General features: G+C 61.1%; 23 protein-coding genes, 2 tRNA genes and 1 pseudogene. 13 read left to right on the top strand and 13 right to left on the bottom strand.

Going from position 1 to position 23098, the window contains the following annotated elements; genetic code table 11:
- Nucleotides 1-91: 91 nt before the first annotated feature.
- A complete protein-coding gene (gene norR / locus SLW74_RS10735; RefSeq protein ID WP_410928847.1) occupies nt 92-1669 on the top strand; it encodes a nitric oxide reductase transcriptional regulator NorR in 1578 nt (525 codons plus the stop codon).
- 1045 nt (nt 1670-2714) lie between these two features.
- Here the strand turns inward: norR and SLW74_RS10740 are convergent.
- Nucleotides 2715-4151 (bottom strand): MFS transporter, encoded by a 1437-nt coding sequence (locus tag SLW74_RS10740; protein WP_410928848.1) that lies wholly within the window; start codon nt 4149-4151, stop codon nt 2715-2717.
- A gap of 114 nt (nt 4152-4265) precedes the next feature.
- Between SLW74_RS10740 and SLW74_RS10745 the strand changes: the two genes are divergently transcribed.
- The gene (locus tag SLW74_RS10745; RefSeq protein WP_410928849.1) at nt 4266-5585 is read left to right on the top strand and encodes an Nramp family divalent metal transporter; all 1320 of its coding nucleotides are present in this window, start codon (nt 4266-4268) and stop codon (nt 5583-5585) included.
- Nucleotides 5586-5615: 30 nt separating this feature from the next.
- On the opposite strand, the gene SLW74_RS10750 is transcribed toward SLW74_RS10745, so the two are convergent.
- From SLW74_RS10750 to SLW74_RS10760, 3 genes are all read right to left on the bottom strand, one after another.
- The gene (locus SLW74_RS10750) at nt 5616-6074 is read right to left on the bottom strand and encodes a DUF2214 family protein (RefSeq protein ID WP_410928850.1); all 459 of its coding nucleotides are present in this window, start codon (nt 6072-6074) and stop codon (nt 5616-5618) included.
- A gap of 123 nt (nt 6075-6197) precedes the next feature.
- Complete coding sequence (locus tag SLW74_RS10755; RefSeq protein ID WP_410928851.1) at nt 6198-6329, bottom strand: hypothetical protein; 132 nt, start codon at nt 6327-6329, stop codon at nt 6198-6200.
- A gap of 114 nt (nt 6330-6443) precedes the next feature.
- The gene (locus SLW74_RS10760) at nt 6444-7574 is read right to left on the bottom strand and encodes a GNAT family N-acetyltransferase/peptidase C39 family protein (protein WP_410928852.1); all 1131 of its coding nucleotides are present in this window, start codon (nt 7572-7574) and stop codon (nt 6444-6446) included.
- A gap of 89 nt (nt 7575-7663) precedes the next feature.
- Here SLW74_RS10760 and SLW74_RS10765 point away from each other — a divergent pair.
- A pseudogene (locus SLW74_RS10765) lies at nt 7664-9248 on the top strand (RimK family protein).
- A gap of 4 nt (nt 9249-9252) precedes the next feature.
- Entirely contained in the window at nt 9253-10185 is a 933-nt protein-coding gene (locus SLW74_RS10770) for a magnesium transporter CorA family protein (RefSeq protein ID WP_410928853.1), read from the top strand.
- Nucleotides 10186-10229: 44 nt separating this feature from the next.
- On the opposite strand, the gene pbpG is transcribed toward SLW74_RS10770, so the two are convergent.
- The 3 genes from pbpG to SLW74_RS10785 form a co-directional block, all read right to left on the bottom strand.
- Nucleotides 10230-11165 (bottom strand): D-alanyl-D-alanine endopeptidase, encoded by a 936-nt coding sequence (gene pbpG, locus SLW74_RS10775; protein ID WP_065988771.1) that lies wholly within the window; start codon nt 11163-11165, stop codon nt 10230-10232.
- A gap of 337 nt (nt 11166-11502) precedes the next feature.
- Nucleotides 11503-11685, bottom strand: a complete 183-nt coding sequence (locus tag SLW74_RS10780) for a hypothetical protein (protein ID WP_065988772.1) — start codon at nt 11683-11685, stop codon at nt 11503-11505.
- Between the two features lie 239 nt (nt 11686-11924).
- Nucleotides 11925-12275 (bottom strand): hypothetical protein, encoded by a 351-nt coding sequence (locus SLW74_RS10785; protein WP_065988773.1) that lies wholly within the window; start codon nt 12273-12275, stop codon nt 11925-11927.
- A 227-nt stretch (nt 12276-12502) separates the two neighbouring features.
- Here SLW74_RS10785 and SLW74_RS10790 point away from each other — a divergent pair, with 227 nt between their 5' ends.
- Nucleotides 12503-13315 carry a shikimate 5-dehydrogenase gene (locus SLW74_RS10790; protein ID WP_410928854.1) on the top strand — a complete coding sequence of 271 codons (813 nt, stop codon included), beginning with the start codon at nt 12503-12505 and terminating at the stop codon, nt 13313-13315.
- Between the two features lie 5 nt (nt 13316-13320).
- Here the strand turns inward: SLW74_RS10790 and SLW74_RS10795 are convergent, their stop codons facing one another.
- Nucleotides 13321-13998, bottom strand: coding sequence for a YceH family protein (locus SLW74_RS10795; RefSeq protein WP_065988775.1), 678 nt, complete (start codon nt 13996-13998; stop codon nt 13321-13323).
- A gap of 108 nt (nt 13999-14106) precedes the next feature.
- On the opposite strand from SLW74_RS10795, the gene SLW74_RS10800 reads away from it, so the two are divergent.
- On the top strand, nt 14107-14616 hold the full coding sequence (locus tag SLW74_RS10800) for a DUF1993 family protein (RefSeq protein ID WP_065988776.1): 510 nt from the start codon (nt 14107-14109) through the stop codon (nt 14614-14616).
- A 189-nt stretch (nt 14617-14805) separates the two neighbouring features.
- The gene (locus SLW74_RS10805; RefSeq protein ID WP_296309100.1) at nt 14806-15963 is read left to right on the top strand and encodes an MFS transporter; all 1158 of its coding nucleotides are present in this window, start codon (nt 14806-14808) and stop codon (nt 15961-15963) included.
- Here SLW74_RS10805 and nhaR read toward each other — a convergent pair.
- Nucleotides 15960-16856: a transcriptional activator NhaR gene (nhaR, locus tag SLW74_RS10810; protein WP_065988778.1), complete on the bottom strand. Its 897-nt coding sequence runs from the start codon at nt 16854-16856 to the stop codon at nt 15960-15962. The two genes, SLW74_RS10805 and nhaR, sit on opposite strands and share 4 nt — an antisense overlap.
- A gap of 117 nt (nt 16857-16973) precedes the next feature.
- Between nhaR and SLW74_RS10815 the strand changes: the two genes are divergently transcribed.
- Entirely contained in the window at nt 16974-17738 is a 765-nt protein-coding gene (locus SLW74_RS10815) for a TerC family protein (RefSeq protein ID WP_065988779.1), read from the top strand.
- A gap of 129 nt (nt 17739-17867) precedes the next feature.
- Here the strand turns inward: SLW74_RS10815 and SLW74_RS10820 are convergent, their stop codons facing one another.
- Nucleotides 17868-18044 carry a hypothetical protein gene (locus tag SLW74_RS10820; RefSeq protein ID WP_167355791.1) on the bottom strand — a complete coding sequence of 59 codons (177 nt, stop codon included), beginning with the start codon at nt 18042-18044 and terminating at the stop codon, nt 17868-17870.
- A 235-nt stretch (nt 18045-18279) separates the two neighbouring features.
- On the opposite strand from SLW74_RS10820, the gene SLW74_RS10825 reads away from it, so the two are divergent.
- Nucleotides 18280-18972: a peptidase C39 family protein gene (locus SLW74_RS10825; RefSeq protein WP_410928855.1), complete on the top strand. Its 693-nt coding sequence runs from the start codon at nt 18280-18282 to the stop codon at nt 18970-18972.
- 25 nt (nt 18973-18997) lie between these two features.
- Here SLW74_RS10825 and SLW74_RS10830 read toward each other — a convergent pair whose 3' ends face one another.
- Complete coding sequence (locus SLW74_RS10830) at nt 18998-20281, bottom strand: NAD(P)/FAD-dependent oxidoreductase (protein WP_410928856.1); 1284 nt, start codon at nt 20279-20281, stop codon at nt 18998-19000.
- Between the two features lie 247 nt (nt 20282-20528).
- On the opposite strand from SLW74_RS10830, the gene SLW74_RS10835 reads away from it, so the two are divergent.
- Nucleotides 20529-20605, top strand: a tRNA-Val gene (locus SLW74_RS10835).
- Between the two features lie 111 nt (nt 20606-20716).
- Here the strand turns inward: SLW74_RS10835 and SLW74_RS10840 are convergent.
- Together SLW74_RS10840 and SLW74_RS10845 are read right to left on the bottom strand one after the other, a co-directional pair.
- Entirely contained in the window at nt 20717-20938 is a 222-nt protein-coding gene (locus SLW74_RS10840; RefSeq protein ID WP_244160351.1) for a hypothetical protein, read from the bottom strand.
- Between the two features lie 175 nt (nt 20939-21113).
- Entirely contained in the window at nt 21114-21437 is a 324-nt protein-coding gene (locus tag SLW74_RS10845) for a hypothetical protein (RefSeq protein WP_065988781.1), read from the bottom strand.
- A 313-nt stretch (nt 21438-21750) separates the two neighbouring features.
- On the opposite strand from SLW74_RS10845, the gene SLW74_RS10850 reads away from it, so the two are divergent.
- From SLW74_RS10850 to SLW74_RS10860, 3 genes are all read left to right on the top strand, one after another.
- Nucleotides 21751-21827 (top strand) — tRNA-Val (locus SLW74_RS10850).
- 254 nt (nt 21828-22081) lie between these two features.
- Nucleotides 22082-22639, top strand: coding sequence for a DUF4174 domain-containing protein (locus tag SLW74_RS10855; protein ID WP_369319980.1), 558 nt, complete (start codon nt 22082-22084; stop codon nt 22637-22639).
- 93 nt (nt 22640-22732) lie between these two features.
- On the top strand, nt 22733-23077 hold the full coding sequence (locus SLW74_RS10860) for a 2-oxoacid ferredoxin oxidoreductase (RefSeq protein ID WP_410928857.1): 345 nt from the start codon (nt 22733-22735) through the stop codon (nt 23075-23077).
- Nucleotides 23078-23098 lie beyond the last annotated feature (21 nt).

Raw genomic sequence — 23098 nt, forward strand, 5'->3', positions numbered from 1 at the left:
CTTCCTGCAGACCGGCGGGAGCTGCGTTGGCGACGGCGCTGTCGTTTCGACTGGCATCGCAGTCATAATGACTCGCCACTGCCCCCTTCCCATGCCGTTGCCGGGAGTTCTCATGACCCATCCTTTGCTGCTGGCGCTCACTCCGCTGGTCGCCGACCTGTCCCGGGACCTGCCGGACGATGAGCGCTACCGACGCCTGCTGCGGTCACTGCGCCAGCTGTTCCCGTGTGACGCCGTGGCGTTGCTCAAGCTGGAGGATGAGGCGCTGGTGCCTTTGTCGGTCGAGGGACTGAGTCCGGATACCCTGGGGCGACGGTTCCGACTGGGGGAGCACCCGCGGCTGGACATCATTCTGCAAAACCGCGAACCGACCCGCTTCTCCACCGACTGCGATCTGCCGGACCCTTACGACGGGCTGGTTGAAGGCGTGCACGGCGACCTGGAAGTGCACGATTGCCTCGGTTGTCCACTGTACGTGCAGAACACGCTGTGGGGGGTGATGACCCTGGATTCCCTGGATCCTGCACGCTTTGGCCAGGCCGATCTGGGCAATCTCCAGGCGTTTGCCAGCCTGGCGGCGGCAACGGTGATGGCCAGCGAACGGATCAGCCAACTGGCCCGTGGCTTTGAGGATCAGCGCCAGTTGGCCGAGGTGTACAAACGTGCCGCAGGCGGACGCGGGCCTCGGGAGCTGATCGGTCAAAGCCTGGTGCACAAGCGTTTGCAGCAGGAAATCCAATTGGTGGGCAACAGCCCGCTGACGGTGCTGATCACGGGCGAAACCGGCGTCGGCAAGGAGCTGGTCGCCGAGGCCACTCACCTTCAGTCGCCGCGGGCGGCGAAGCCACTGATCAGCCTTAACTGCGCCGCGCTGCCCGAACTGTTGGTGGAGAGCGAGCTGTTCGGCCATGTGAAAGGCGCGTTCTCCGGAGCGGTCAGCGGACGCAGCGGCAAGTTCGAGCTGGCCCATGGCGGTTCGTTGTTCCTCGACGAGGTCGGCGAGCTGCCGCTGCCGGTGCAGTCGAAGTTGCTGCGGGTGTTGCAGAGCGGCCAGTTGCAGCGCGTCGGGTCCGATCAGGAGCATCGCGTGGACGTGCGCATCATCGCCGCGACCAACCGTGATCTGGCAGAAGAAGTGCGCGCCGGGCGCTTCCGCGCGGATCTCTATCACCGCCTGAGCGTTTACCCGTTGGTGGTGCCGCCGTTGCGCGAACGGGGGCGCGATGTGTTGTTGCTGGCGGGGTATTTCCTCGAGGAGAACCGGGCGCGGATGGGGCTGCGCAGTTTGCGCATGAGCCCGGAAGCGCAGGCGGCGCTGTTGGCGTATGCATGGCCGGGGAACGTGCGGGAGCTGGAGCATCTGATCAGCCGCGCGGTGCTCAAGGCGCTGTCGGTGCAGGGTGAGCGGCCGCGGATTTTGACGATCGAGGCGGATGTTTTGGGGCTTGATGAGTCAGGGGGGCCTGCTCCTGTTGTGTTGCATTCGAATGGCGTCATGCCGGTGATTCAGCCGGGCGAGGGGTTGAAGGGGGCGGTGGATGGGTTTCAGAAGCGGTTGATCGGCGAGGCGCTGGAGCGGCATCAGGGGAAATGGGCGGATGTGGCGCGGGAGCTGGTTGTTGATCGGGCTAACCTCAGTCGCCTGGCCCGGCGACTCGGGATTCGGTAGGTTTTTTAAATCAAGGCCAAAGGGGACTAAGGCCAAAGGGGACTGATTTATTTACAGCGCTTCACCGTAAATTAATCTGTCCCCGGGGTATGCGGTGCGGCTTCCTACGTCAAGATCAAGGGCGTCTGCCTAGGGGCAGACTGTTTCGCCTTCGGCGAGTTACTTGGAAAAGCACCCCAAGTAACCAAGGGTGCTTGCTCTCAGTTTGGTTCCTCCTTCGTCGGAATACCCTCACTCCGGTCTCGCTCCGTGGGCCCGCGCCGAACGGACATCCATGTCCGCAACGGCGCTCTCGCCGCATCCATGCGGCTCGGCCCACTCCACGAGACCTGCGTTCAGCCTGCACCCAAGTCGCGATGTGTGTCGTCTGGACTTTTTGTGGAGAAAGATCAAAAGCAACGGCAACGGCAACGGCAACGGCAACGGCTTCCCGGCTAAAGCCGGTCCTACAGTCGGAGCCAATCCCACTGGATGCATGCGCTGCTCTTAGTGGGACCGGCTTTAGCCGGGAAGAGGCCAGCCCAGGCACCAACAATTTTGCTGATCGCACACCCATACTGTGCGAGCTTGCTCGCGAATGCTTTATCTCTAACACCAAAGATCCGGTGGATGTACCGATCCCTTCGTGAGCAAGCTCACTCCCACAAGTCCCCTAGGCCTGATCTGCCCCTGATCTGCTTTTGATCTTCATACACAGAAATTCCAGACACCACCAAACGCGACTTTGGTGCAGGCTGAACGCAGGTCTCGCGGAGTGGGCCGAGCCGCATGGATGCGGCGAGAGCTGCCCCCCGCCATGGATGGCGGATGGCAGCGGGCCCACGGAGCGAGACCGAAGTGAAGGAACCCTGACGAAGGAAGGGCCCAGCCAGGAGCAGGCACTTTTGCTTACTTTTGGTGCTTTTCAAAAGTAAGTCGCCGAAGGCGAAACAGCCTGCCCCCAGGCAGGCGCTCTTGATCTAAAGGATCTTGATCTTCTCTCAGCCGCACCGCGCAACCGGGGACAGATTAATTTACGGTGAAGCGCTGTAAATAAATCAGTCCCCTAGCGATGAGCAATATCTTCGAGCGCCAGATTCCGCGTCTTCGGCCCAAACCCCCCAATCGTAATGATCACAATCAACATACTCATCACAATGAACGTCAGCACCCCCGGCGTGCCGAAATGGTCCAGAAACAACCCGATCAACAAACTGCTGAACACCGTCGACAGACGACTGAACGAATAACAGAACCCTACCGCCCGGGCGCGGATATTGGTCGGGAACAACTCGCTCTGATACGAGTGATAACTGAAACTCAGCCACGCATTGCAAAACGTAATCATCACCCCGCAAAAAATCAGCCCGACGGCCGTCGTCTGCTGCGCGAACAGCGTGCCGAAAATCATCGAGCCCAGCGCCGAGCCGACAATTTGCCACTTATTCTCGAACCGATTGGCGAACTTCACAAACAACAACGGCCCAAGGGGATAGGCGAGGGTGATCACGAAGGCATACGCCAGACTGTGGGTCACGCTCACGCCTTGACCCGACAGCAACGCAGGCAGCCAGTTACCGAAACCGAAAAAGCCGATCGCCTGGAACACATGAAACACAATCAGCATCAGCGCGCGGCGGCGGTACGGCGGTTGCCAGATGTCAGCGAAACGGCCTTTGCCTTCGACCGCCACGTTGTGGGTTTCCGGTTCGTCCAGCGCCTGACCGTGATCCTTCACGCAGCGGGCTTCGAGGTCATCCATGATCTTTTCGGCTTCGCTGAAACGGCCGTGTTGCGCCAGCCAGCGCGGCGATTCCGGCAGGCGCGAGCGCAGCCACCAGATGAACAGCGCAAACACTGCACTGGCCAACACCACCCAGCGCCAGCCGGCGATACCGAACGGGTCTTGCGGCACCAGCCACCAGGACATCAATGCCACCGACGGCACCGACAGGAACTGCACGAAAAACGCGAAGGCAAACGCCGAGCTGCGCATGCGCTTGGGCACCAGTTCCGAGAGGTACGCGTCGATGGTCACCAGTTCGATGCCCAGGCCGATGCCCACCAGAAAGCGCATGCAGATGATGCCCAGTGCCGAGGTCTGAATGCCCATCAGCACCGTGGCGACGGTGTACCAGATCAGCGCGAAGGTGAAGATTGCGCGGCGGCCGTAGCGGTCGGCGATCGGGCTCAGCAGGCTGGCACCGAGGAACAGTCCCAGAAAGGTGGCCGAGGCAAACGCCGCCTGATCGGAAAAGCCGAACACGCCCTGGGCCCCGGTGGCGAACAGCCCGTCGCGCATCAGACCGGGGCTGATATAGGCGGTCTGAAACAAATCGTAGAGCTCGAAGAAACCGCCAATGGACAACAGCGCCACCAGCTTCCAGATCGTGGCGACGGCGGGCAGTCGGTCGATGCGCGCGGAAATCTGCGCAGCACGTATCGGGTCGACGCCGTCACGGGTCGAATGGGCGTTGTCAGGGCTATCGGGCACGGCATGCATTATTGTTTTTTCCGGATCGGTGAGACGCAGCATGTTAGTGCCCCAGAGATTCAAGACAAAACATTTCTGCACGTTTAAGCTCCGGGACTGACTGCCACCACGTTTCGGATTCCTGTGAAGTACAAACTCCCGACCACGGCCACCGCGCCATTCTGCCCGTCGGCGACCACCGACAGCGTCGCCATTCCCGCCAATGCGTCTTTCCTGCGCAAGCTGATGCTGTTCGTCGGCCCCGGCCTGTTGATTTCCATCGGCTACATGGACCCCGGCAACTGGGCGACCGCCATCGAAGCCGGCTCGCGCTTCGGTTATTCGCTGCTGTTCGTGGTGGTGCTGGCCAGTCTTTCGGGCATGGTGCTGCAGAATCTGTGTTCGCGCCTGGGCATCGCCACCGGCCGCGATCTGGCGCAGCTGTCCTCCGAGCACTACAGCCGCCGGGTCGGCATGGGCCAGTGGGTTCTCGCCGAGCTGTCGATCCTTGCGACCGATCTGGCGGAAGTGCTGGGTGCTGCGCTGGCGTTTCACTTGCTGCTGGGGGTGTCGATCACCACGGGCGTGGCGCTGACGGCGTTTGATACGGTCATCGTGCTGGCCTTGCAGGGCGCCAATTTCCGGCGTCTCGAAGCCATCGTGCTGGGGCTGATCGCGACCATCGCAACGTGTTTCTTTATCGAACTGGTGCTGATCAAACCGTTCTGGCCGGACGTCGTCGCAGGTCTCAAGCCGTCGTGGGAGATGCTGAGTAATCAGGAACCGCTGTACATCGCCATCGGCATTCTCGGTGCAACCGTGATGCCCCATAACCTGTACCTGCATTCATCGGTGGTGCAGACCCGGGTCAACGGCACGTCGGTGGAAAGCAAGGCCAGCGCCATTCGTTACGCCCGGGTCGACACCATCGCCTCCCTGAGCCTGGCGCTGGTGATCAACGCGGCCATTCTGATTCTGGCGGCCGCCGCGTTCCACGGCTCCGGCCACACCGACATTGTGGAAATCCAGGACGCCTACCACTTGCTTGATCCGCTGGTGGGCGGCGCGGTCGCCAGCGTGCTGTTCGGCGTCGCGCTGCTGGCGGCAGGGCAGAGCTCAACGTTCACCGGCACCATCGCCGGCCAAGTGGTGCTGGAAGGGTTTCTCAAAGCGAAGATCCCGTGCTGGCAACGCCGTCTGGCCACCCGTGGCCTGGCGCTGATTCCGGCGTTCATTGGGGTGATCTGGTTCGGCGACGGCGCGGTGGGCAAGATGCTGGTGCTCAGCCAGGTCGTCCTCAGCCTGCAGTTGCCCTTCGCGCTGTGGCCGCTGATCCGCTTCACCAGCGACAAACAATTGATGGGCCCGTTCGCCAACAGTCGCCTGACCAAAACCCTGGCCTGGGGCCTGTTCGGATTGATCTCGGGCGCGAACCTGACCCTCATGTATTTCTGGGTGGTCTGACAGACAGAGGTCAGGAGCATCGCCCCGGCCTCAACTCAGCAATATCCCCCGCGCCATGCCCGTGGCGGCGATGACGATGATGACCATCAGCAACGCCTCCATGTGGCTGATCCGGGCGAAACGGCGCGACAGGGACGTATCAATGGGCTGGTTCTTTTTGAATGCGATGCGCCATTTGATCAGCGCGAACATCGGCACCACTTCCAGCGCGAGAATGGCCACGAACGCCGCCATTTTCAGGTGAAACAGTGGCTGATGCAGGTAATAGTACGAGCCTTTTTCCAGCCCGCCGAACGCCCGAAATGCCCCGGTGACCAGCAGAACCCCTGCTGAGACGCCCCAGATATTGTCGACCACGAACACATCCCTGAACGATCTCGGATCGTCCGTGCGCAGCCGCCGCAACGCCCGTCCCCTCGCCAGCACCGCCGCTATCGCAAAACCGAACGCCAGCAGGTGCAACGCAGCCAGTACCCATTTGATGAGCATGTTTGAACTCCCCCGAGCGATGTGCGAAGCAAGCGTCACCTGCACAAGCGTAGCGGGTCGTTGGCGTTACGCCTTGACCGATCAAGTGGGGCAAGAAAAATAATCCGTCGGGGGCGCCGTCGCTCATTTCTGCAGGTGGCGTCGTTTTTCCAGGCGTGGCTTGCGACGCGGATGAACGAAATCAAAGTAAAACGCCGAAAGTCCAAATACTGCTATCACCGAAACAATCACCAGACCGATCACCAAGTTATCCATCACGCCTATTCCACCCATCGCCTAAAGGCCGAGCGCCTATTCATTCCGTTTGCAGGTGCAACTGCAATCAATACGACGGGATCTTTACGCGAACGACGTCTTGACTGACGCCGTTTATATAGGCGCCTGCCCCTGCGGATGCCGCTCTGCATATAGAACAACCGCCGCGCGAAGTTTGTCGGCACCAAAACAACTCATGCCGGCGAACTCTTTATGACTGACCGGCATGTATTGGCAGTCCATGGCCTGACGCTGTTGGCTGTGATCAATGTCGGGGTCGTGCAAGTAAACGAAATCGTCATCGCACCCCGTGACCAGCACCCAGTGCGGTGCCTTGGAACGGGTCAACCGATAGCTGCTGATCAGCACCAGCGCCAGACCGTGGTCCTGTTGCAGTTGCCAGAGATTGAGCGGCGCACTGCCCAGTTGACGAACTGCGCTTTCAGCCAGCTCGCGGCTGAATTCTTCGTGCACTAGGCGCATGACTTCGCGCTTTTCTTCGCTGCGCACACCGGCGAGAAACAACGGCCCGCGCACCGACACCTGCAGACCGACCTCGAATCCACGGCGCAACGCCGCCAGCGCCAGACCCTGGGGGCTGCAACCGCCATGGCCGGAGGTCATGAACACCGTGGTCGCCTCGCGCCAGATTTGCAGTTCCTCGTGACGTTGCATGACGCGCGGCGGTTGCAGGGCTTTCATGGCCATCAGCAGGCACGCCGGACCGCAGCTGAAGTCCAGCGTTTGCGGGTAATAGGGCACGTGGCGAGTGACGCCGGTGGCGTGTTCGCGGATGCGTTTTTCGTAGCGCAATGCCGGGGCGTGGTCTTCGTAGTAGTCGTCGATGCGGTCGAACAGCCGATAGCCGTTGCGCTCGTAAAGACGAACCGCCGGGGCGTTGTCCGGCCGGACTTCGAGCCGCAAATAGGCACACTCACGCTCAAGGGCATGCTGTTCAGCCTGGGCCAACAGATGCTGCCCGAGGCCCTGACCCCGGGCATCGTCGCTGATCGCCAGGGAATAAAGCCGGCCCAGAGAAGTGCCGCGATGAAACAGCACCAGCGCATAACCGGCCAGGCGTTGTTCGGGATGATCACCCAGCGCCACGATCAATCGCGCGTTGGCCCGCGTGACCATCCAGTGAAAGCTGCGCGCATTCAGGCGGTCGGATTCAAAGCACTGGTTTTCCAGCACCAGCAGTTCGTCCACATCGGCCGGCTGGGCGAGGCGATATATAAAGTTCATGTCAGGCACCGTAAAGAGTGAGTAACGAAACGGGACATTTCTACAAAGCCATGTTTTATAGAAAGGACTGTTTCCCGAAGGATCAACTCATGAATGCGGTGCCGGTGAAGACCGACGAAGTATCAGCACAACCTCAGCGTTCGGCAACTTTAAATGTCAATCCGCTGAAACCTGTTTCAACCCGAAGCCAACTGTTGATTGTGGTGGAGCGGCTCGAAGACTGGTCGTCTTACTTGCCCAGCGAACACTTGATCAGCGCCCAGGACTATCTTGAAAACCCGCCTCAGAACAATGCCGGCCAGCGGGTGCAGGTGATTAACCTGTGCCGCAGTTATCGCTATCTCGGCCACGGTTATTACTGCTCGCTGCTGGCCGAAGCCCGGGGTCACCACGTGATTCCATCGGTGAAAACCATCAGCGAGCTGACCCGCAAATCCCTCTACGGCCTGGCGCTGGATGACCTCGACAAGCGCCTCGAACACGCGCTGCGTGACCATCCGTACGACGAAACCGAAGGCTTCACCCTGAGCCTGTATTTCGGTCAGACCGATCTCGCGCCGTTGCAGGATATGGCCCGTCAGCTGTTCGAGGCGTTTCCGGCGCCGATCCTGCTGGTGGAGTTTCGCAAGCGCGACAACTGGCACATCGTCGGCATCAAGACCGGCGCCTTGACCCGCCTGCGCGATCATCAGCAGGACCAGTTCGCCCAGTCCCTGGACAGTTTCAGCCGCAAGATCTGGCGCCAGCCCCGGTCACGTCGTACCTATCGCTACGACCTGGCGATTCTGCACGACCCGCAGGAAGCGCTGCCGCCGTCCAACCCCAAGGCGCTGGACAACTTCATCCGCGTCGGCCAGCAACTGGGCGTGGACGTCGAGCTGATCGAGAAGAAGGACTACTCACGGCTGGCCGAATACGACGCGCTGCTGATCCGCGAGACCACCAGCGTCGACAACCACACCTACCGCTTCGCCAAGAAGGCCGAGAGCGAAGGGCTGGTGGTGATGGATGACCCGGCGTCAATCCTGCGCTGCACCAACAAGGTCTACCTGACCGACCTGCTCAAGAGCCACAAACTGGGCATGCCGGCCACGGAGATCCTTTACAAGGAGCGACCGGACGACCTGGAGCAGGTGGCGGCGAGACTGGGTTTCCCGCTGGGTGTTGAAAATACCCGACGGCTGCTTTTCCAAGGGCGTGATCAAAGTGCAGGACGCGAAGCAGTTGCAGGATGCGGCGCGGGAGCTGTTCGAGCACTCGGTGCTGCTGCTGGCCCAGGAATACCTCTACACCGAATATGACTGGCGCATTGGCGTGCTCAATCGCAAGCCAGTGTTCGCCTGTCAGTACTTCATGTTCAAGGGGCACTGGCAGATTTACAACCACAAGGCCATCGACGCGGAGATCAACGGCGAGTGCCGCACCCTGGCCGTTCATGATGCGCCGCGCGCCGTGGTGGACCTGGCGGTGAAGACTGCCAACCTGATCGGCGATGGGCTGTATGGCGTCGACTTGAAGCAATCCGGCGACCGCGTGGTGGTGATCGAAGTCAACGACAACCCCAACCTCGACGCCGGCATCGAAGACGCCTGGCTGCAGGACGACTTGTACGCGCTGGTGCTGGAGGAGTTCATTCGCCGGCTCGACATCAAACGTCGCGGTCTGGCGGGTTAGGGCGGTGGTCAAGGTTCACCGCCTTGAGGCGGGCCGGTTACGGGAATGCGCCGAAGCCGATGCGAGTGTGCTGTGGTTCAGCGATCCGGACGCAGCGGAAAAGACCCTGCTGCTGGAGCGCTTCAATCTGGACGACCACGCCCTGGCCTCGGCGCTCGACCCCGACGAGGTGTCGCGCATCGAATTTCACCCGGACGCGCTGTTCATGATCTGGAAGCGCCCGGAAAACTATTCGGGCAAGGACACCTTTTCCTTCGACGTGTCATCGTTCGGGGTGCTGCTCAGCCCCCATCACATGGTGCTGATCTGCGCGGACGAGCGACAGTTCGGCGACCTGGGACAGCACCGGCCGATGCACACGCTGCTGGACGTGTTGCTGGAGGTGTTGTTCCACAACATCCATCATTATCTGGGTCACCTCAAGGTGATCAAGATGATCGCACGGGAACTGCAACAGCAGTTCAATGCCTCGATGGACAGCCGCCATCTGGTGCAGATGTTCAACCTGAGCGAAAGCCTGGTCTATTACATCAACGCCATCGACAGCAACGGCTCGGTGCTGACGCGCCTGCGCAATCATGCGCACAAACATCAGTTTTCCGGCGACAGCCTGGCGCTGATCGAAGACATGATCATCGAGAACGAGCAGTGCCATAAACAGGCGAACATCTATTCCACGGTGTTCGCCAGCCTGATGGACGCGCGGGGCAATCTGGTCAACAACAACACCAACAATCTGTTGCGCAAGCTGACGTTGATCAATGTGGTGTTCTTGCCATTGAATCTGGTGGCGGGGATCGGCGGGATGTCGGAATTCAGCATGATGACCACGCCCGTCCCGTGGTGGGTCAGTTATCCGGCGTTGCTGGTCGGCATGGCCGGGCTGGGCGTGGGGATGGTGGTGATACTCAAGCGCATGGCGCGGGCGAGTCAGTGATCAGTGGGAGCCCGGCGGGTTCCCACTGAACGTGGCGGGAGGTGTTATTCCGACGCCTGCAAACCTTTCTGCCTCAGCACCTGATTCTTTTCTTTCTTGTACTGCAGGGCGACTTCCGGCGCCGGACCGCTTTTGCCGGTCTCCATCCACAAGCGCATGCGGCTGGCATCGGCGAAGTGGGTGTATTTGCCGAAGGCATCGAGAATCACCACCGACACAGGACGATTGGCCATGCTGGTCAACAGCACCAGGCAGTGGCCGGCCTGGTTGGTGAAGCCGGTCTTGGTCAGCTTGATGTCCCAGTTGGATTTACGCACCAGGTGGTCAGTGTTGCTGAAGCCGAGGATGTAATTCGGCTTGCGGAAGGTCACGGTTTTCTCCGGCGTGGTGCTCAGCTCGCGCAGCATCGGGTAGTTGCGTGCGGCGAGGGCCAGCTTGGTCAGATCCCGCGCGGTGGAAACGTTGTAGACCGACAGGCCGGTGGGCTCCATGTACACGGTGTGGTTCATGCCGAGCGCCTTGGCCTTGGCATTCATCGCCCGGATGAAGGCCGGGTAGCCGCCCGGGTAGCTGTGGGCCAGGCTCGCCGCGGCGCGGTTTTCCGACGACATCAGGGTGATCAGCATCATGTCGTGGCGGTTCAGCTCACTGCCCAGCTTGACCCGGGAGAACACGCCTTTCATTTCGGCGGTCTGGGAGATGTCGACCTTGATCATCTCGTCCATGGGCAGCTTGGCGTCGAGGGTGACCATCGCGGTCATCAGCTTGGTCACCGAGGCGATCGGCACGACGATGTCGGGGTTGCTCGCGTACAGCACCTGACCCGTCTGCAGGTCGGTAATCATGGCGCTGCCGGAAGCCAGATGCAGATTGGCCGGATCGCGATTGAAGGTCGGTGATTCTTTGGCCAGTGTGACGGTGGAAAGTGCGCAGCCTGTAAGTGCAAATAATAGGCCGATGACGGTTGGGCGGATTTTCAAGAGCAACGCTCACTTAATGATGGAAATAGCGTGGAACGTCGGACTTTCTTCAAGGACGACAACACGTTCGGCGCATTTTAGGAGCAAGTTTCTGAAGTTGTCGATGGGCTGGCGCGGGGTTTCGCTAATAAACCGCTGTTGTATAGCTCAGGTTCAGGTGGCGGATCCAAAAAGCCTGTATTTAAAAGGGTCGGATTGCTGTTTATGGCGCGCCTGACGGTCATGGCCGTGCATCAAAACCGGATTGGCTCGCAAAAAAAAGCCCGCGTCATTAAAGAGGCGGGCTAAAGGGGTGTGCGGAGCAACGCACGATTCGCAGGGATAAGGGAACAGGGCTTCAGCTGTTGAGCGGGGGGTGTTCAAGCTGCTGCGACAGCGCTTGCGCGGCCGGCAGTGAAGGCAAAGGGCCGCTGACGGGTTCGCCATCGTGCATCAAGTACCAGCACGCCAGCAGACCGCGCTCACGAAGCTGGGCGGGTACTGCGCTGCCGACAACCGACATGATTTGTACCTTGGTCATAGGGGCCTCCATCAATCTATGGCGCCACTGTACGGCGCGACAGGTTGATCCAGAAATCAACGCGCTCGATAGTCGTCATTGATGAGCGGGTAGGGGCGGTGATGGAACGGGTCTCTAAACCGCACTTGCGTCCGGTATAAAACGCCCGGACACAAAAACCCCGCCGGAGGGGCGGGGTCAGTGTTACGTGAGGCTGGAGCTGATAACGCCACAGCCCTCAGGCCAGGAGCAAACCGCTGTTACCAGCGACCGCCACCGTGGTAGTAGCCCGGTGGTGGGCCGTAATAACGCGGCGGGCCGTAGTAACGCGGGGCGTAGACGACCGGGCGTTCAACGACATAAGCCGGCTGGTAGTAAACCGGCGGCGGTGGCGGTGGCGCGTAATAAACCGGCGCCGGGGCCGAGTAGTACACAGGAGCGGGCGACGCATAAACCGGACCGGACGCCACTGCCGCGCCGACGACACCGCCGACGACCGCGCCGATCACGGCTGCTCCACCCCAGCCCGGGCCGCCGCCATGGGCTTCAGCCTGGCCTGCCAGGGCGAGGGCGCCTAACAACAGGGCAACTTTGGGGATCTGACGAATCATGACTGTTCCTCGGTGTTCAGTCCCGTTGTCGCGAGCCTGCGTTACGCTCAGGCACTGCCACGGGATAACTTCTCAGACAACGGTTCAGGAAATATCTGCGAGGCCGTTGCGTAAATTTTGTGTAAGGTATTCGACAACTTTAATAACAACAGCTGTGCCCATTCCGGCGAAGCGTTGCGATTCTACGCCTTTCCCCAGGCGTCTTCTAATACCACTCGGGAGATTTCATGTTGGTCACTGCCAGTAAGGAAACGCGGTTGTGCATGTCACTGGCCGGACGTCCGGGCAACTTCGGCGTGCGCTTCCATAACCACCTCTATCAACAGTTGGGCTTGAACTTCTATTACAAGGCTTTCTCGCCGACCGACCTGTCCGCCGCCATCGCCGGCATGCGTTCATTGGGCATTCGCGGGTGCGGCGTGTCGATGCCTTTCAAAGAAGCGTCTCTTGAGCTGGTCGATGAACTGGACGCGTCCGCCGCCGCCATTCAATCCATCAACACCATCGTTAATACCGATGGCCATTTGAAAGCGTACAACACCGATTACATTGCCATCGCCCAACTGGTGGACACCCATGAAGTGCCGCGCACGCGATTTGCGCTGCGTGGCAGTGGCGGCATGGCCAAGGCCGTCGCCTGCGCCCTGCGCGACGCCGGTTTCACCGACGGGCTGATCGTGGCGCGCAACGAGCAGGCGGGCAGGGCGCTCGCGCAGACGTGCGGCTTTGCGTGGCAAGCCGAACTGGGCAGTGAACGCCCGCCGCTGCTGGTGAACGTCACCCCGCTGGGTATGGCCGGTGATCAGGCCGAGGCGCTGGCTTTTGAGGTGTCCGCCCTCGAACACGCCGACACAGCGTTTGATGTCGTCGCCACGCCGGCGCGCACGCCGTTCATCGTCGAGGCCGAGCGGCTCGGCAAACGCCTGATCACCGGCGACCAGGTCGCGGCAATCCAGGCCCTGGAGCAGTTCATTCTTTACACCGGTGTGACGCCAACCCAGGAGCAGTATCACGCAGCGGCGGCGTTCGCGCGGGGCTAGCGCGCTTACCCCTCCAGCAACGCCAGCCGTTCTTCCAGGGCGGCGATGCGGGCTTCCAGGGCTTCGACGCGCTCGGCCAGCGCCGAACTGCCCGGGCTGGCTGAACTGCTGCGCTCGGTCGGGTGTGCCCGGGCGGCGAGGATTGTCTCCCTGTCAGCCGGATCGCCCAGTGCGTGCAGGTAGCGGTCTTCGCGCTGGCCTGCCTGTTTCGGGATCAATACCGCCAGCCCACGGCCTATGAGCCGGTCAAGCTGATGCACCACCGCGTCGGCGTCTTCGAAGTCGTGCATGCGGTTGCTGCGGGTCAGCAGCTCGTTGACGGTTTGCGGGCCACGCAGCAACAGCAGGCCGGTGAGGATGAGTTGCGCCGGCACCAGCTCCAGCGTCTTGTCGACGCGCTGTTCCCAGCGGTCCGCCCGGCTGCCCATGACCAGGCGCGTCAGTTGCAGGCTTTCCAGCGCGCGCAGGCTTTGGCCGACCTGGCCGGGCGTCAGGTTCATCACCGGCTCGCGACTGGTCTTCTGGTTACAGGCCAGCACCAGGGCGTTGAGGGTCAGGGGGTAAGTCTCGGGATGGCTGGCCTGCTTCTCGATCAGACAGCCCAGAATGCGCACTTCGGTGCTGCTCAACTGCAGCGCATCCGAGGCTTCAACGGTGTTTTCGGAATCCAGCTCGTCAGACATGACCCATTCCCCAAGCGTTGAAAAGGCTATGAGGGTAGGGGCTGGATGAGGTAAAAGACAAGCCGCGTTCGCGTCCGCCTCCGTGCGACTCATTTCCCAGGAACTGCCATGACCCTTTCTCTTTACGCCGCTTCGATTCCTGTCTTCAAGCAAATGCTCACCGCCCTCGGCGCCGTGCTGGCCAAAGGCGAAGCCCACGCCACTGCAAAAAACATTCAGCCCGATGCCCTGCTGCAGGCGCGTCTGTTCCCTGACATGTTCCCACTGGTGCGTCAGGTGCAAATCGCCGTTGATTTCGCCAAAGGCGCCGGCGCACGACTGGCAGGCCTTGAGCCGCCGAAGTACGAAGACACCGAAACCACCTTTGCCGACCTGCAAGCGCTGCTGACCAAAGTGCTGGCGTTCCTCGACACGATCAAGGCCGAACAGGTCGATGGCAACGAAGCGCGCGAAATCGTGCTGCGCCCGGGCACCGAAAAAGAAAAGCGTCTGGACACCCAGACCTACCTGCTGCATTACTCGCTGCCGCAGTTCTTCTTCCACGTCACCACCGCTTATGACCTGCTGCGCCACAACGGCGTGGAAGTCGGCAAGCGCGACTACATGGGCGCTTACTGATCGGTCAGACTGCCTGACGCGATCACGGCCTGATTGCATCGCTGCCCGGCGCTAACCGGGCAGCGATACGTGTTTCGTCCGGCGTCTGCCAGCCAGACGCACGGCTCTGATACCCTCCGCATCCTGATTCACGCCACATCCGATCGACCGCTCCGCAAGGACTGGTCGTTTTGTCGTTCTGGAGATTTCATGTTCTTCCCCATCTACCTGCTGTCGGCCGCCGGCTTTACCGTGCTGACCACAGAGTTCGTCATCGTCGGTCTGCTGCCCGCGATCGCCCGTGACCTGGCCGTCACCATCCCCCAGGCCGGCTTGCTGGTCACGCTGTTCGCCTTTACGGTGGCCTGCTTCGGGCCGTTCCTGACCGCGTATTTCTCGCGCTTCGAGCGCAAGCGCCTGTTCATTTCGGTGCTGATCATGTTTGGCGTCTCAAACGTTGTTGCAGCGCTGGCCCCCAACATCTGGGTGATGGCCGCCGCGCGGCTGATCCCGGCCCTCGGGCTGCCGGTGTTCTGGGCCCTGGCCAGCGAAACCGCCGTGGACATCGTCGGACCGAAGCATGCCGGCCGCGCGATTGCCAAGATCGGCTTCGGCATCGTCTGCGCCACGGTGTTCGGCATCCCCGTCGGCACCTTGATCTCGGACGCCATCGGCTGGCGCAGCGCCTTCGCCGTCCTCGCGGTGATGGCGTTCGCCAAGGCGTTGCTGCTGTTCATTTACCTGCCCCGCAGCGTGCATAAGGATCAGGCCTCCTTCCGCAGCCAGTTCCGGATTCTGCGCAGTCCTTTGATGCAAGGCCACGTGCTGCTGTCGGTGCTGGTTTTCAGCGGCATGTTCACCGCGTACACCTACCTGGCGGACATGCTGGAGCGACTCGCCGGGTTCAACGGCACCGTGGTCGGCTGGTGCCTGATGGGCTTCGGCGCGGTGGGCTTGCTGGGTAATTCCCTGGGCGGGCGCCTGGTGGACCGCCATCCGCTGATCGCCAGCCTGACCTTCTGCACCTTCATGATCGGCGGCATGGTCATGGTGGTGCCGAGCATGCATTCGCTGCCTGCGCTGGCCCTGGCGCTGGCCGTGTGGGGCGCGACCCAGGCGGCGCTGTTTCTGGTCAGCCATGTGCGGCTGATGAAAGCCGCCCCACAGGCCCCGGCCTTCGCCGCCTCGTTGAACATCGCGGGGGCCAACCTGGGCATCGGCATTGGCGCGATCATCGGCGGACGGGTGATCGATCACCTGGGCCTTGGCAGCCTGGGCTTCGCGGCGGCCGGCATCATCCTGCTGTCGATTCTGCTGGCCTTGCTGCTGATGACAGTCCGCCCAACCCCGGCGACCTGCGACGCCTAGTCCGGGAACAACTGGCGGCGTGCGCCTTCAGTGATCGCCACAATGCCGGGATGCTTGACCTTGCGCTCCACCGAGATCGCGTAGAACGACTCGGTCACGGCGTCGGTGTGACCGATCAGCTCGACGTCATATTGCTCGATCACCTCATCGGCGATCACGCTCGGCGCAATGAAAATCCCGCTGCCGGACTTGCCGAAGGCCTTCATCAGGGCGCTGTCGTCGAACTCGCCGACGATCTTCGGCTGGATATTCTGCTCGGCGAACCAGCGCATCAGGCGGCTGCGCACCACCGTCTGCTGGCCCGGAACCAGCAGCGGCGCGCCTTGCATGCCGTGGGGGAAGTGCTTGCCGTACAGGGCGGCGAGGGCGCGGGTGGCGAAAAAACTCACGCCGCATTCGCCGAGCTTCTGGCTATAGCCTTTAATGTCCAGATGAGAAGGCATGGGGCTGTCGGAAATGACCAGGTCCAGGCGCTGAATCGCGAGGTCCGCCAGCAGGCGTTCGAGCTGGTCTTCCCGGCAACTGATGCGCACGAGTTCGTTGAGCGCCATGCTCGGCGCGATGAGACGATAGACGATGGACTTGGGCACGACATCGGCGACGCCGACGCGAAAGAGGATTTGCTGCTCGTCGGGCTGGGCGCTCAGAACGGCTTCGAGTTCCCCACCCAGCTGGAACATCTGTTCGGCATAGGGCAGGGCAACGCGACCGGTTTCGGTCAGCTCCAGTTGACGGCCCACGCGCTTGAAAAGCTCGACGCCGTAGGTCTGCTCCAGCAGGCTGATTTGCCCGCTGATGGTCTGGGGCGTGAGGTTCAATTGCTCGCAGGCGCGGACAATACTGCCGGTCTTGGCCACGACCCAGAAGTAGTGCAGCTGTCGGTAATTGAGCATGGGCACTGTCACTTCGGAAAAACCGAAGTATACGCCTGAAAAATACGAATTTTGCTGAAGTGTTTCCGTCCCTAGAATGCTGCCCTATCCCCTGAACTGATCCTGGACACTCGCTATATGGAATATCTTCTGGAACTGGCTGCAAGCCCAACGGCATGGATCGCTCTGGCGACACTGGTCGTCATGGAAATCGTGCTCGGTATCGACAACCTCATTTTTATCTCTATTCTCACCAACAAGCTGCCGGTTCATCAGCGTACCAAGGCGCGCCGGATCGGTATCAGCATGGCGTTAATCCTGCGTCTGGGCCTGCTGACCACCGTGGCCTGGATTGTCCAGCTGACCGCGCCAGTGGTCGAAGTGTTCGGGCAGACCTTCTCCTGGAAGGACATGATCCTCATCGCCGGTGGCCTCTTCCTGGTCTGGAAGGCAACCACCGAGATCCACCACAGCGTCGACATAAAGAGCGAAGCCGAAAAAGCCGCTTCCAGCGCCGTCACGCTGGGCATGGCTGCCGCGATCGGTCAGATCCTGATGCTTGACCTGGTGTTTTCCATCGACAGTATCGTCACCGCCGTTGGCATGACCGAGCACTTGCCGATCATGGTGATCGCCGTGATCGCCGCCGTGGTTGTGATGCTGGTGGCGTCGGAGCCCCTCGCCAAGTTCATCAACGACAACCCGACCGTGGTCATGCTGGCGCTGGGCTTCCTGATCATGATCGGCATGACTCTGATCGCCGAAGGCTTCGGCGCCCACGTTCCGAAAGGCTACGTGTACACCGCGATGGCGTTCTCGGCCCTGATTGAAGTGCTGAACATGCTGGTTCGTCGGTCCCGCCAGCGTCGCCTGGACGCCGAAGCCCAAGCTCAGAAGGTCTGACGCCTGGACGGCTCCGCCTGGCTATCGAGGGCGGGGCCGTAAAAAAGTAGGCCAATAAAAACGGTCGGGAATGGGATGCCATTACCGACCGTTTTCGTCTGTCCTTTCCGCGTTCACGTCGTCACATCGTCAGTGCGCTGTGACAGGACGGATTTTGCGTTGTGCACGCTCTACGGATTTCGCGGCTTCGGTTTCCCGATAATGCGGATGATGGCGACGCGAGATGCGCATCACCCCCCACAACATGGCAGCCGCAACGGCCAGCCAGGCAGCGATCAACATCACAATGGTCATTCCGAGGCTCATGGCTTCCTCCGGCTCTTCTCTTCGTCTCTTAGTTACCGACAGTCTAGTCTCGCTGTTGTTGCCAAAAATTGACCGGTGGTAGGAATTGCATGACCGATTCGTTCTATCCACTCGCGTTGACAGCGCTTCGGGCTATACCACAATCGGTGGCGGCTCTATCATCCGCGTTCCGGCCGGATCTCGGGATCCGTTGCCATCAGTCAAGTGAGTGAAGAACGTGCGGGCATTGACGCGATTGGATAGCGTTGCAAGTCGACGCAAATGGCTGGCGCTTGCCGCCGTGCTGGTCTTGGCAGGCTGCTCGAACGCCCACAACTGGAAGCCCGGCTACCCGCCGATGTACAAGACATTGCCCGACCGGGTGGAGATCAACGCGGTGCCGTCGTTCCGGGGCAAGGATTACCAGAGCGGACCGTTCGCGCTGGCCAGCATGCTGACCGTGCATGGCGTCCAGACCACGCCGGGCCTGCTGGAAAAGCCGCTGCAGCTGCCGGGCGCCGAAGACAAGCTCGACCGCAGCATGCTCAATCTGGCCCGCGAATACGGCTTTGTGGTGTATCCCGTCGACCATGGTCTCCCGGACCTGCTGGCCCAGGTGTCGGCGGGGTATCCAGTCATGGTGCGGTTTTCGGACGGCTCCCTGTTGTGGAAAGAGCAGCGCTACGGGGTGCTGGTCGGGTTCGATCAGAACAAGCGCACGGTGCTGATCTATACCGGGCCGGGGCGCGTGACGACGAGCTTCGATTCGTTTACCTCGGACTGGAACGACGCCGGCAACTGGGCCGTGCTGATCCAGAGCCCGCGTCAGGTGCCAGTGCCGGTCGACCGTGACCGCTGGCTGAAAGCCGCCAATGATCTGGCCCAGGCCGGGCAAGAACAGGCGGCGGGCGAGGCGGTCAAGGCGCTGAACAATCCGGCGGCCCGTTAACGGTTGGCCGTTCATCACCTCTGATTCAGAACCCCAGCTTGTCCCGCAGGCTGTAATACCAGGCACCCAATGCCGTCAGCGGCGTGCGCAAGAGTTGCCCGCCCGGGAACGGGTAGTGGGGCAGGCCGGCGAAGGCGTCGAATCGTTCCGCCTGTCCGCGCAGGGCTTCGGCCAGCACTTTGCCGGCCAGATGGGTGTAGGTCACGCCGTGGCCGCTGCATCCCTGGGAGTAATAGATGTTGTCCCCCAGCCGGCCCACCTGGGGCAACCGCGATAAGGTCAGCAGGAAGTTTCCGGTCCAGGCGTAATCGATCTTCACGTCCTTCAGTTGCGGAAACGCCTTGAGCATCTTCGGCCGGATGATGGCTTCGATGTTCGACGGATCGCGCGCGCCGTACACCACGCCGCCGCCGAAGATCAGACGCTTGTCGCCAGACAGCCGGTAGTAATCGAGCAGGTAGTTGCAGTCCTCGACGCAGTAGTCCTGGGGCAGCAACGTGCTTGCCAGTTCCTCGCTCAGCGGCTCGGTGGTGATGACCTGTGTGCCGCAGGGCATCGACTTGGCCGCCAGTTCCGGGACCAGATTGCCCAGATAGGCATTGCCCGCGACGATGACGAACTTCGCCCGAACCTTGCCCTTGGCGGTGTGCACCACCGGGCTGGCGCCGCGATCGATGCGCGTTGCCGCCGACTGTTCGTAAATGACCCCGCCCAGTGACTCGACCGCCGCCGCTTCGCCCAGCGCCAGGTTCAGCGGGTGGATGTGACCGCCGCTCAGGTCGAGCATGCCGCCGATGTACTGGTCGCACGCCACCACTTCACGGATGCGGCGCTGGTCCATCAGCTCCAGCTGCGTATGGCCGTAGCGTTCCCAGAGGCGTTTTTGTGATTCCAGATGGCCCATCTGCTTGGGCGTGATCGCCGCGAAGACACCGCCGTCTTTGAGGTCGCACTGGATCTGGTATTTGGCGATGCGGTCGCGGATGATCTGCGCGCCCTCGAAGGCCATATGGCCGAGCAGTTGCGCTTCCTTCGGTCCGACAGACTTTTCGATGGTGTCGATATCGCGGCTGTAACTGTTGACGATTTGCCCGCCATTACGCCCCGAGGCGCCGAAGCCGACCTTGGCGGCTTCCAGCACAGTGACGTTGAAGCCGTGTTCCAGGAGAAATAGCGCGCTCGAAAGGCCGGTGTAGCCTGCGCCGATGATGACCACGTCGGTTTCGACGTCCCCTTGCAGCCGTGGCCGCACCGGAACGGGGTTGGCGGAAGCGGCGTAGTAGGAATGTGGGTATGGCGTGTTCGTCATCCTGTAACCCCTGTTTTATATTTTTTACGAATGGGCGGATCGTACCTGAGATGAAATTGGGCGGCCAGCCACCGCCGCAGCTTTGCGGTGTCGACGAGACGCTGGCAAGGCAGCGGCCATCGAGGCACAGGCGCATCTACTCAGACCGATTCGAGAGTGCCGGCGCAAATAGCTTGGACATTCATGGGCTTAGGGCTGAATCGAAGTTGACAGCGATGCGGATCTCGGTAGAATGCCGCCCCACAGCAGGCACGTAGCTCAGTTGGTTAGAGCACCACCTTGACATGGTGGGGGTCGTTGGTTCGAGTCCAATCGCGCCTACCAAACAAATCCGCTCTGCTGGGCGGTGACAAAAAAGGGTGGCCCGAGAGGGTCACCCTTTTTTTTGCTCGAATCCGAATGACGTCAGGCGTGCGGTCCTTTATGGCTGACCGGTCACTCGCCCTTGGCGCGGGTAATGCGGCCCGCCCTGATCTCGTCCACATAGGCGCGCAGCCGGTCAGCATCCTTGTACTGCTGATTCATCAAGTGCAGCACGGCGACTACGTCCACATCGTTGACACGTTCGGCCAACCGGCTGATTTCGCCAGCGGTGCTTTCCAGATTGGCCGCGATGCCGCTCAGGTCACGCTTGAGTTCCAGCGCTGATTTTTTCATGCCCACGGTGCCGCTCTCCACTGTTGATTACCGCCGGGCCCGCGCCTCTGATTCAGGCGCGGCGGCGACGCACTATATCAAAGCACGATGGCCTTCCACGACCACCAGGCACGAAAAGGGCGCTGTTCAAGCGCCCTTGGATGCCTCGTGTCACGGCTCATGCGTGGGTGATGCTTCAGCCGCCCGCGCCGCCCGCGCTCGACGAACCCGAGCCCTTGCTGCCGCCGCCCGTCGTGGTATCGCCACCGGGCAAATCCGCATCGTCTTTGTTGCCGGTGCCATTGCTCATTGACGTGCCGCCACCAATGCTGATGCCCTTCTTGTTTTGCGCGTCCACATCAGCACCTTGGCGAGCCGGGTCGCTGCCTTGTACGCGCGGATCGATGCCCGTCTGCGAAGGCGGCGGACCCATGTCCGGCGATGTCGCGCCAGCCAGCGCAGCTAGGGAGGTGCAGGACAGCGCGCAGCCCAGCGTGAATGCAGCAAGTGATCTGTTCATCAGGTGATCTCCGTGTCTTGGTTCCTTGTCCCCATTCGGCATCTGAACCTTGTCCGAAGTGCCATCACGGCGACAAGCGGCATGTTGGTGGGGGCGTCATTGGCGGGATACCGCTCATTCGATCTAGCCGGGTGGCGAAGATCAGCCTGTGTGTCAGGGGATTGACCGCCGGGTCTGGCTGATCGACAGGGGCCGTGTCAGGTCAATCCGTCCGTGTCGATGTGCCGGGGAAATAATTTGCATATTCATAGGCTTACTGGGCGAAAAAGACGTTGACAGCTATTTGAATATCCGTAGAATGCCGACCCACAGCAGGCACGTAGCTCAGTTGGTTAGAGCACCACCTTGACATGGTGGGGGTCGTTGGTTCGAGTCCAATCGCGCCTACCAAACAAATCCGCTCTGCTGGGCGGTAACAAAAAAGGGCGAATCGAAAGATTCGCCCTTTTTTATTGCCTGAAACTTTTAAGTCATGCCAGCCTTGCCTGAATCAGCCATAGCCCCTATGGCCGGACGCTTCAGCCCGATTTGACGCTTACCTACCATGCCGAGCCGCGAAAAAATCCGTTTTTTTTCCCGCTACCGTCTGGACCTTTTCCCATGATGCGCGATCATCAGTGCATGGAAATCCAGAGGAGGTGTGTATGTTTAGCCGGTCGTTGACCCTTGCCGTTTTGTTCGCCCTGTCGAGCCCCTTGCTGGCTGCCGACGGTGATGGCCCACTGTCTCAGGAGCGCGGCAAGAACCGTCCATTGATCGTCATCGCATCGAGTTCGGTGGACCCGACGCTGGTGAGTCTGAAAAAAAGTCTGGATGAGAGCGCCAACAAGGAGGGTTTCGCCAAGCGTGACATGGTCCTTTACACCATCATTAACATGGTCGGTCAGCGTGGCGGCAAGGACCTCGATGCCCAGACCACCATGGCGCTGGTTCGCGAGCTCAAGCTTGGCGCTCAGACAGACAAGCAAGCTCAGGTGATCCTGGTGGGCAAGGACGGTGAGAAGAAAATGATCCACAACGGCCCCATCGATCCCAAGGAGATTTTCAGCACCATCGACCAGATGCCGATGGCTGAGAAAGAGGCGGCCGCCGCTGCGGCTCCTGCGCCGGTCGCCGAGCCGAAGGCCGCAACGCCGTCGGGCAAGCCGGCCAAGCCTGGCAAGGCCGCGCCCGCTGCACCGCCTGCCGGGCTGGATGATTAACCGCTCAGACGCCATGCCCATGGGGCTCGCTTGGCGTTGCTGGTAACATCGCTCTTTTTTCACCGAAAGGGACGTTTGATGAGTGGGACTGGCATGAAACATTGGGCGGGCGCTGTGGCACTGATCATGCTGTCTGGCTGCATGAGCTTGAATCAGACGCGCTCGGCAGGGCCGGCGCAGGTTTACACCAGTCAGAAGCCTGCGGTTGCCGTTGCCGAGTGCATCAAGGTCACCTGGGCCAACGTCCAGCTGTTCGGCGATGTAGCGGACGTGTTCATGGCCAAAGGGGATCCTGGCGCGTTCACGGTCTACACCACCGAAGGCGAGTATTTCGCTGATGTGGCGGGCAAGGCGGGCATGACCAACGTCAAGTTCTACGCCAAGCCGGGCGCCAAAGTGGTTGAGCAGCGTGGCGCGGTGCTCGCAACCTGCCTCTGAATCGAGCCTGCATTCACTGAC

It is taken from the genome of Pseudomonas sp. W5-36 (assembly GCF_046540455.1).
Taxonomy (GTDB): domain Bacteria; phylum Pseudomonadota; class Gammaproteobacteria; order Pseudomonadales; family Pseudomonadaceae; genus Aquipseudomonas; species Aquipseudomonas graminis_B.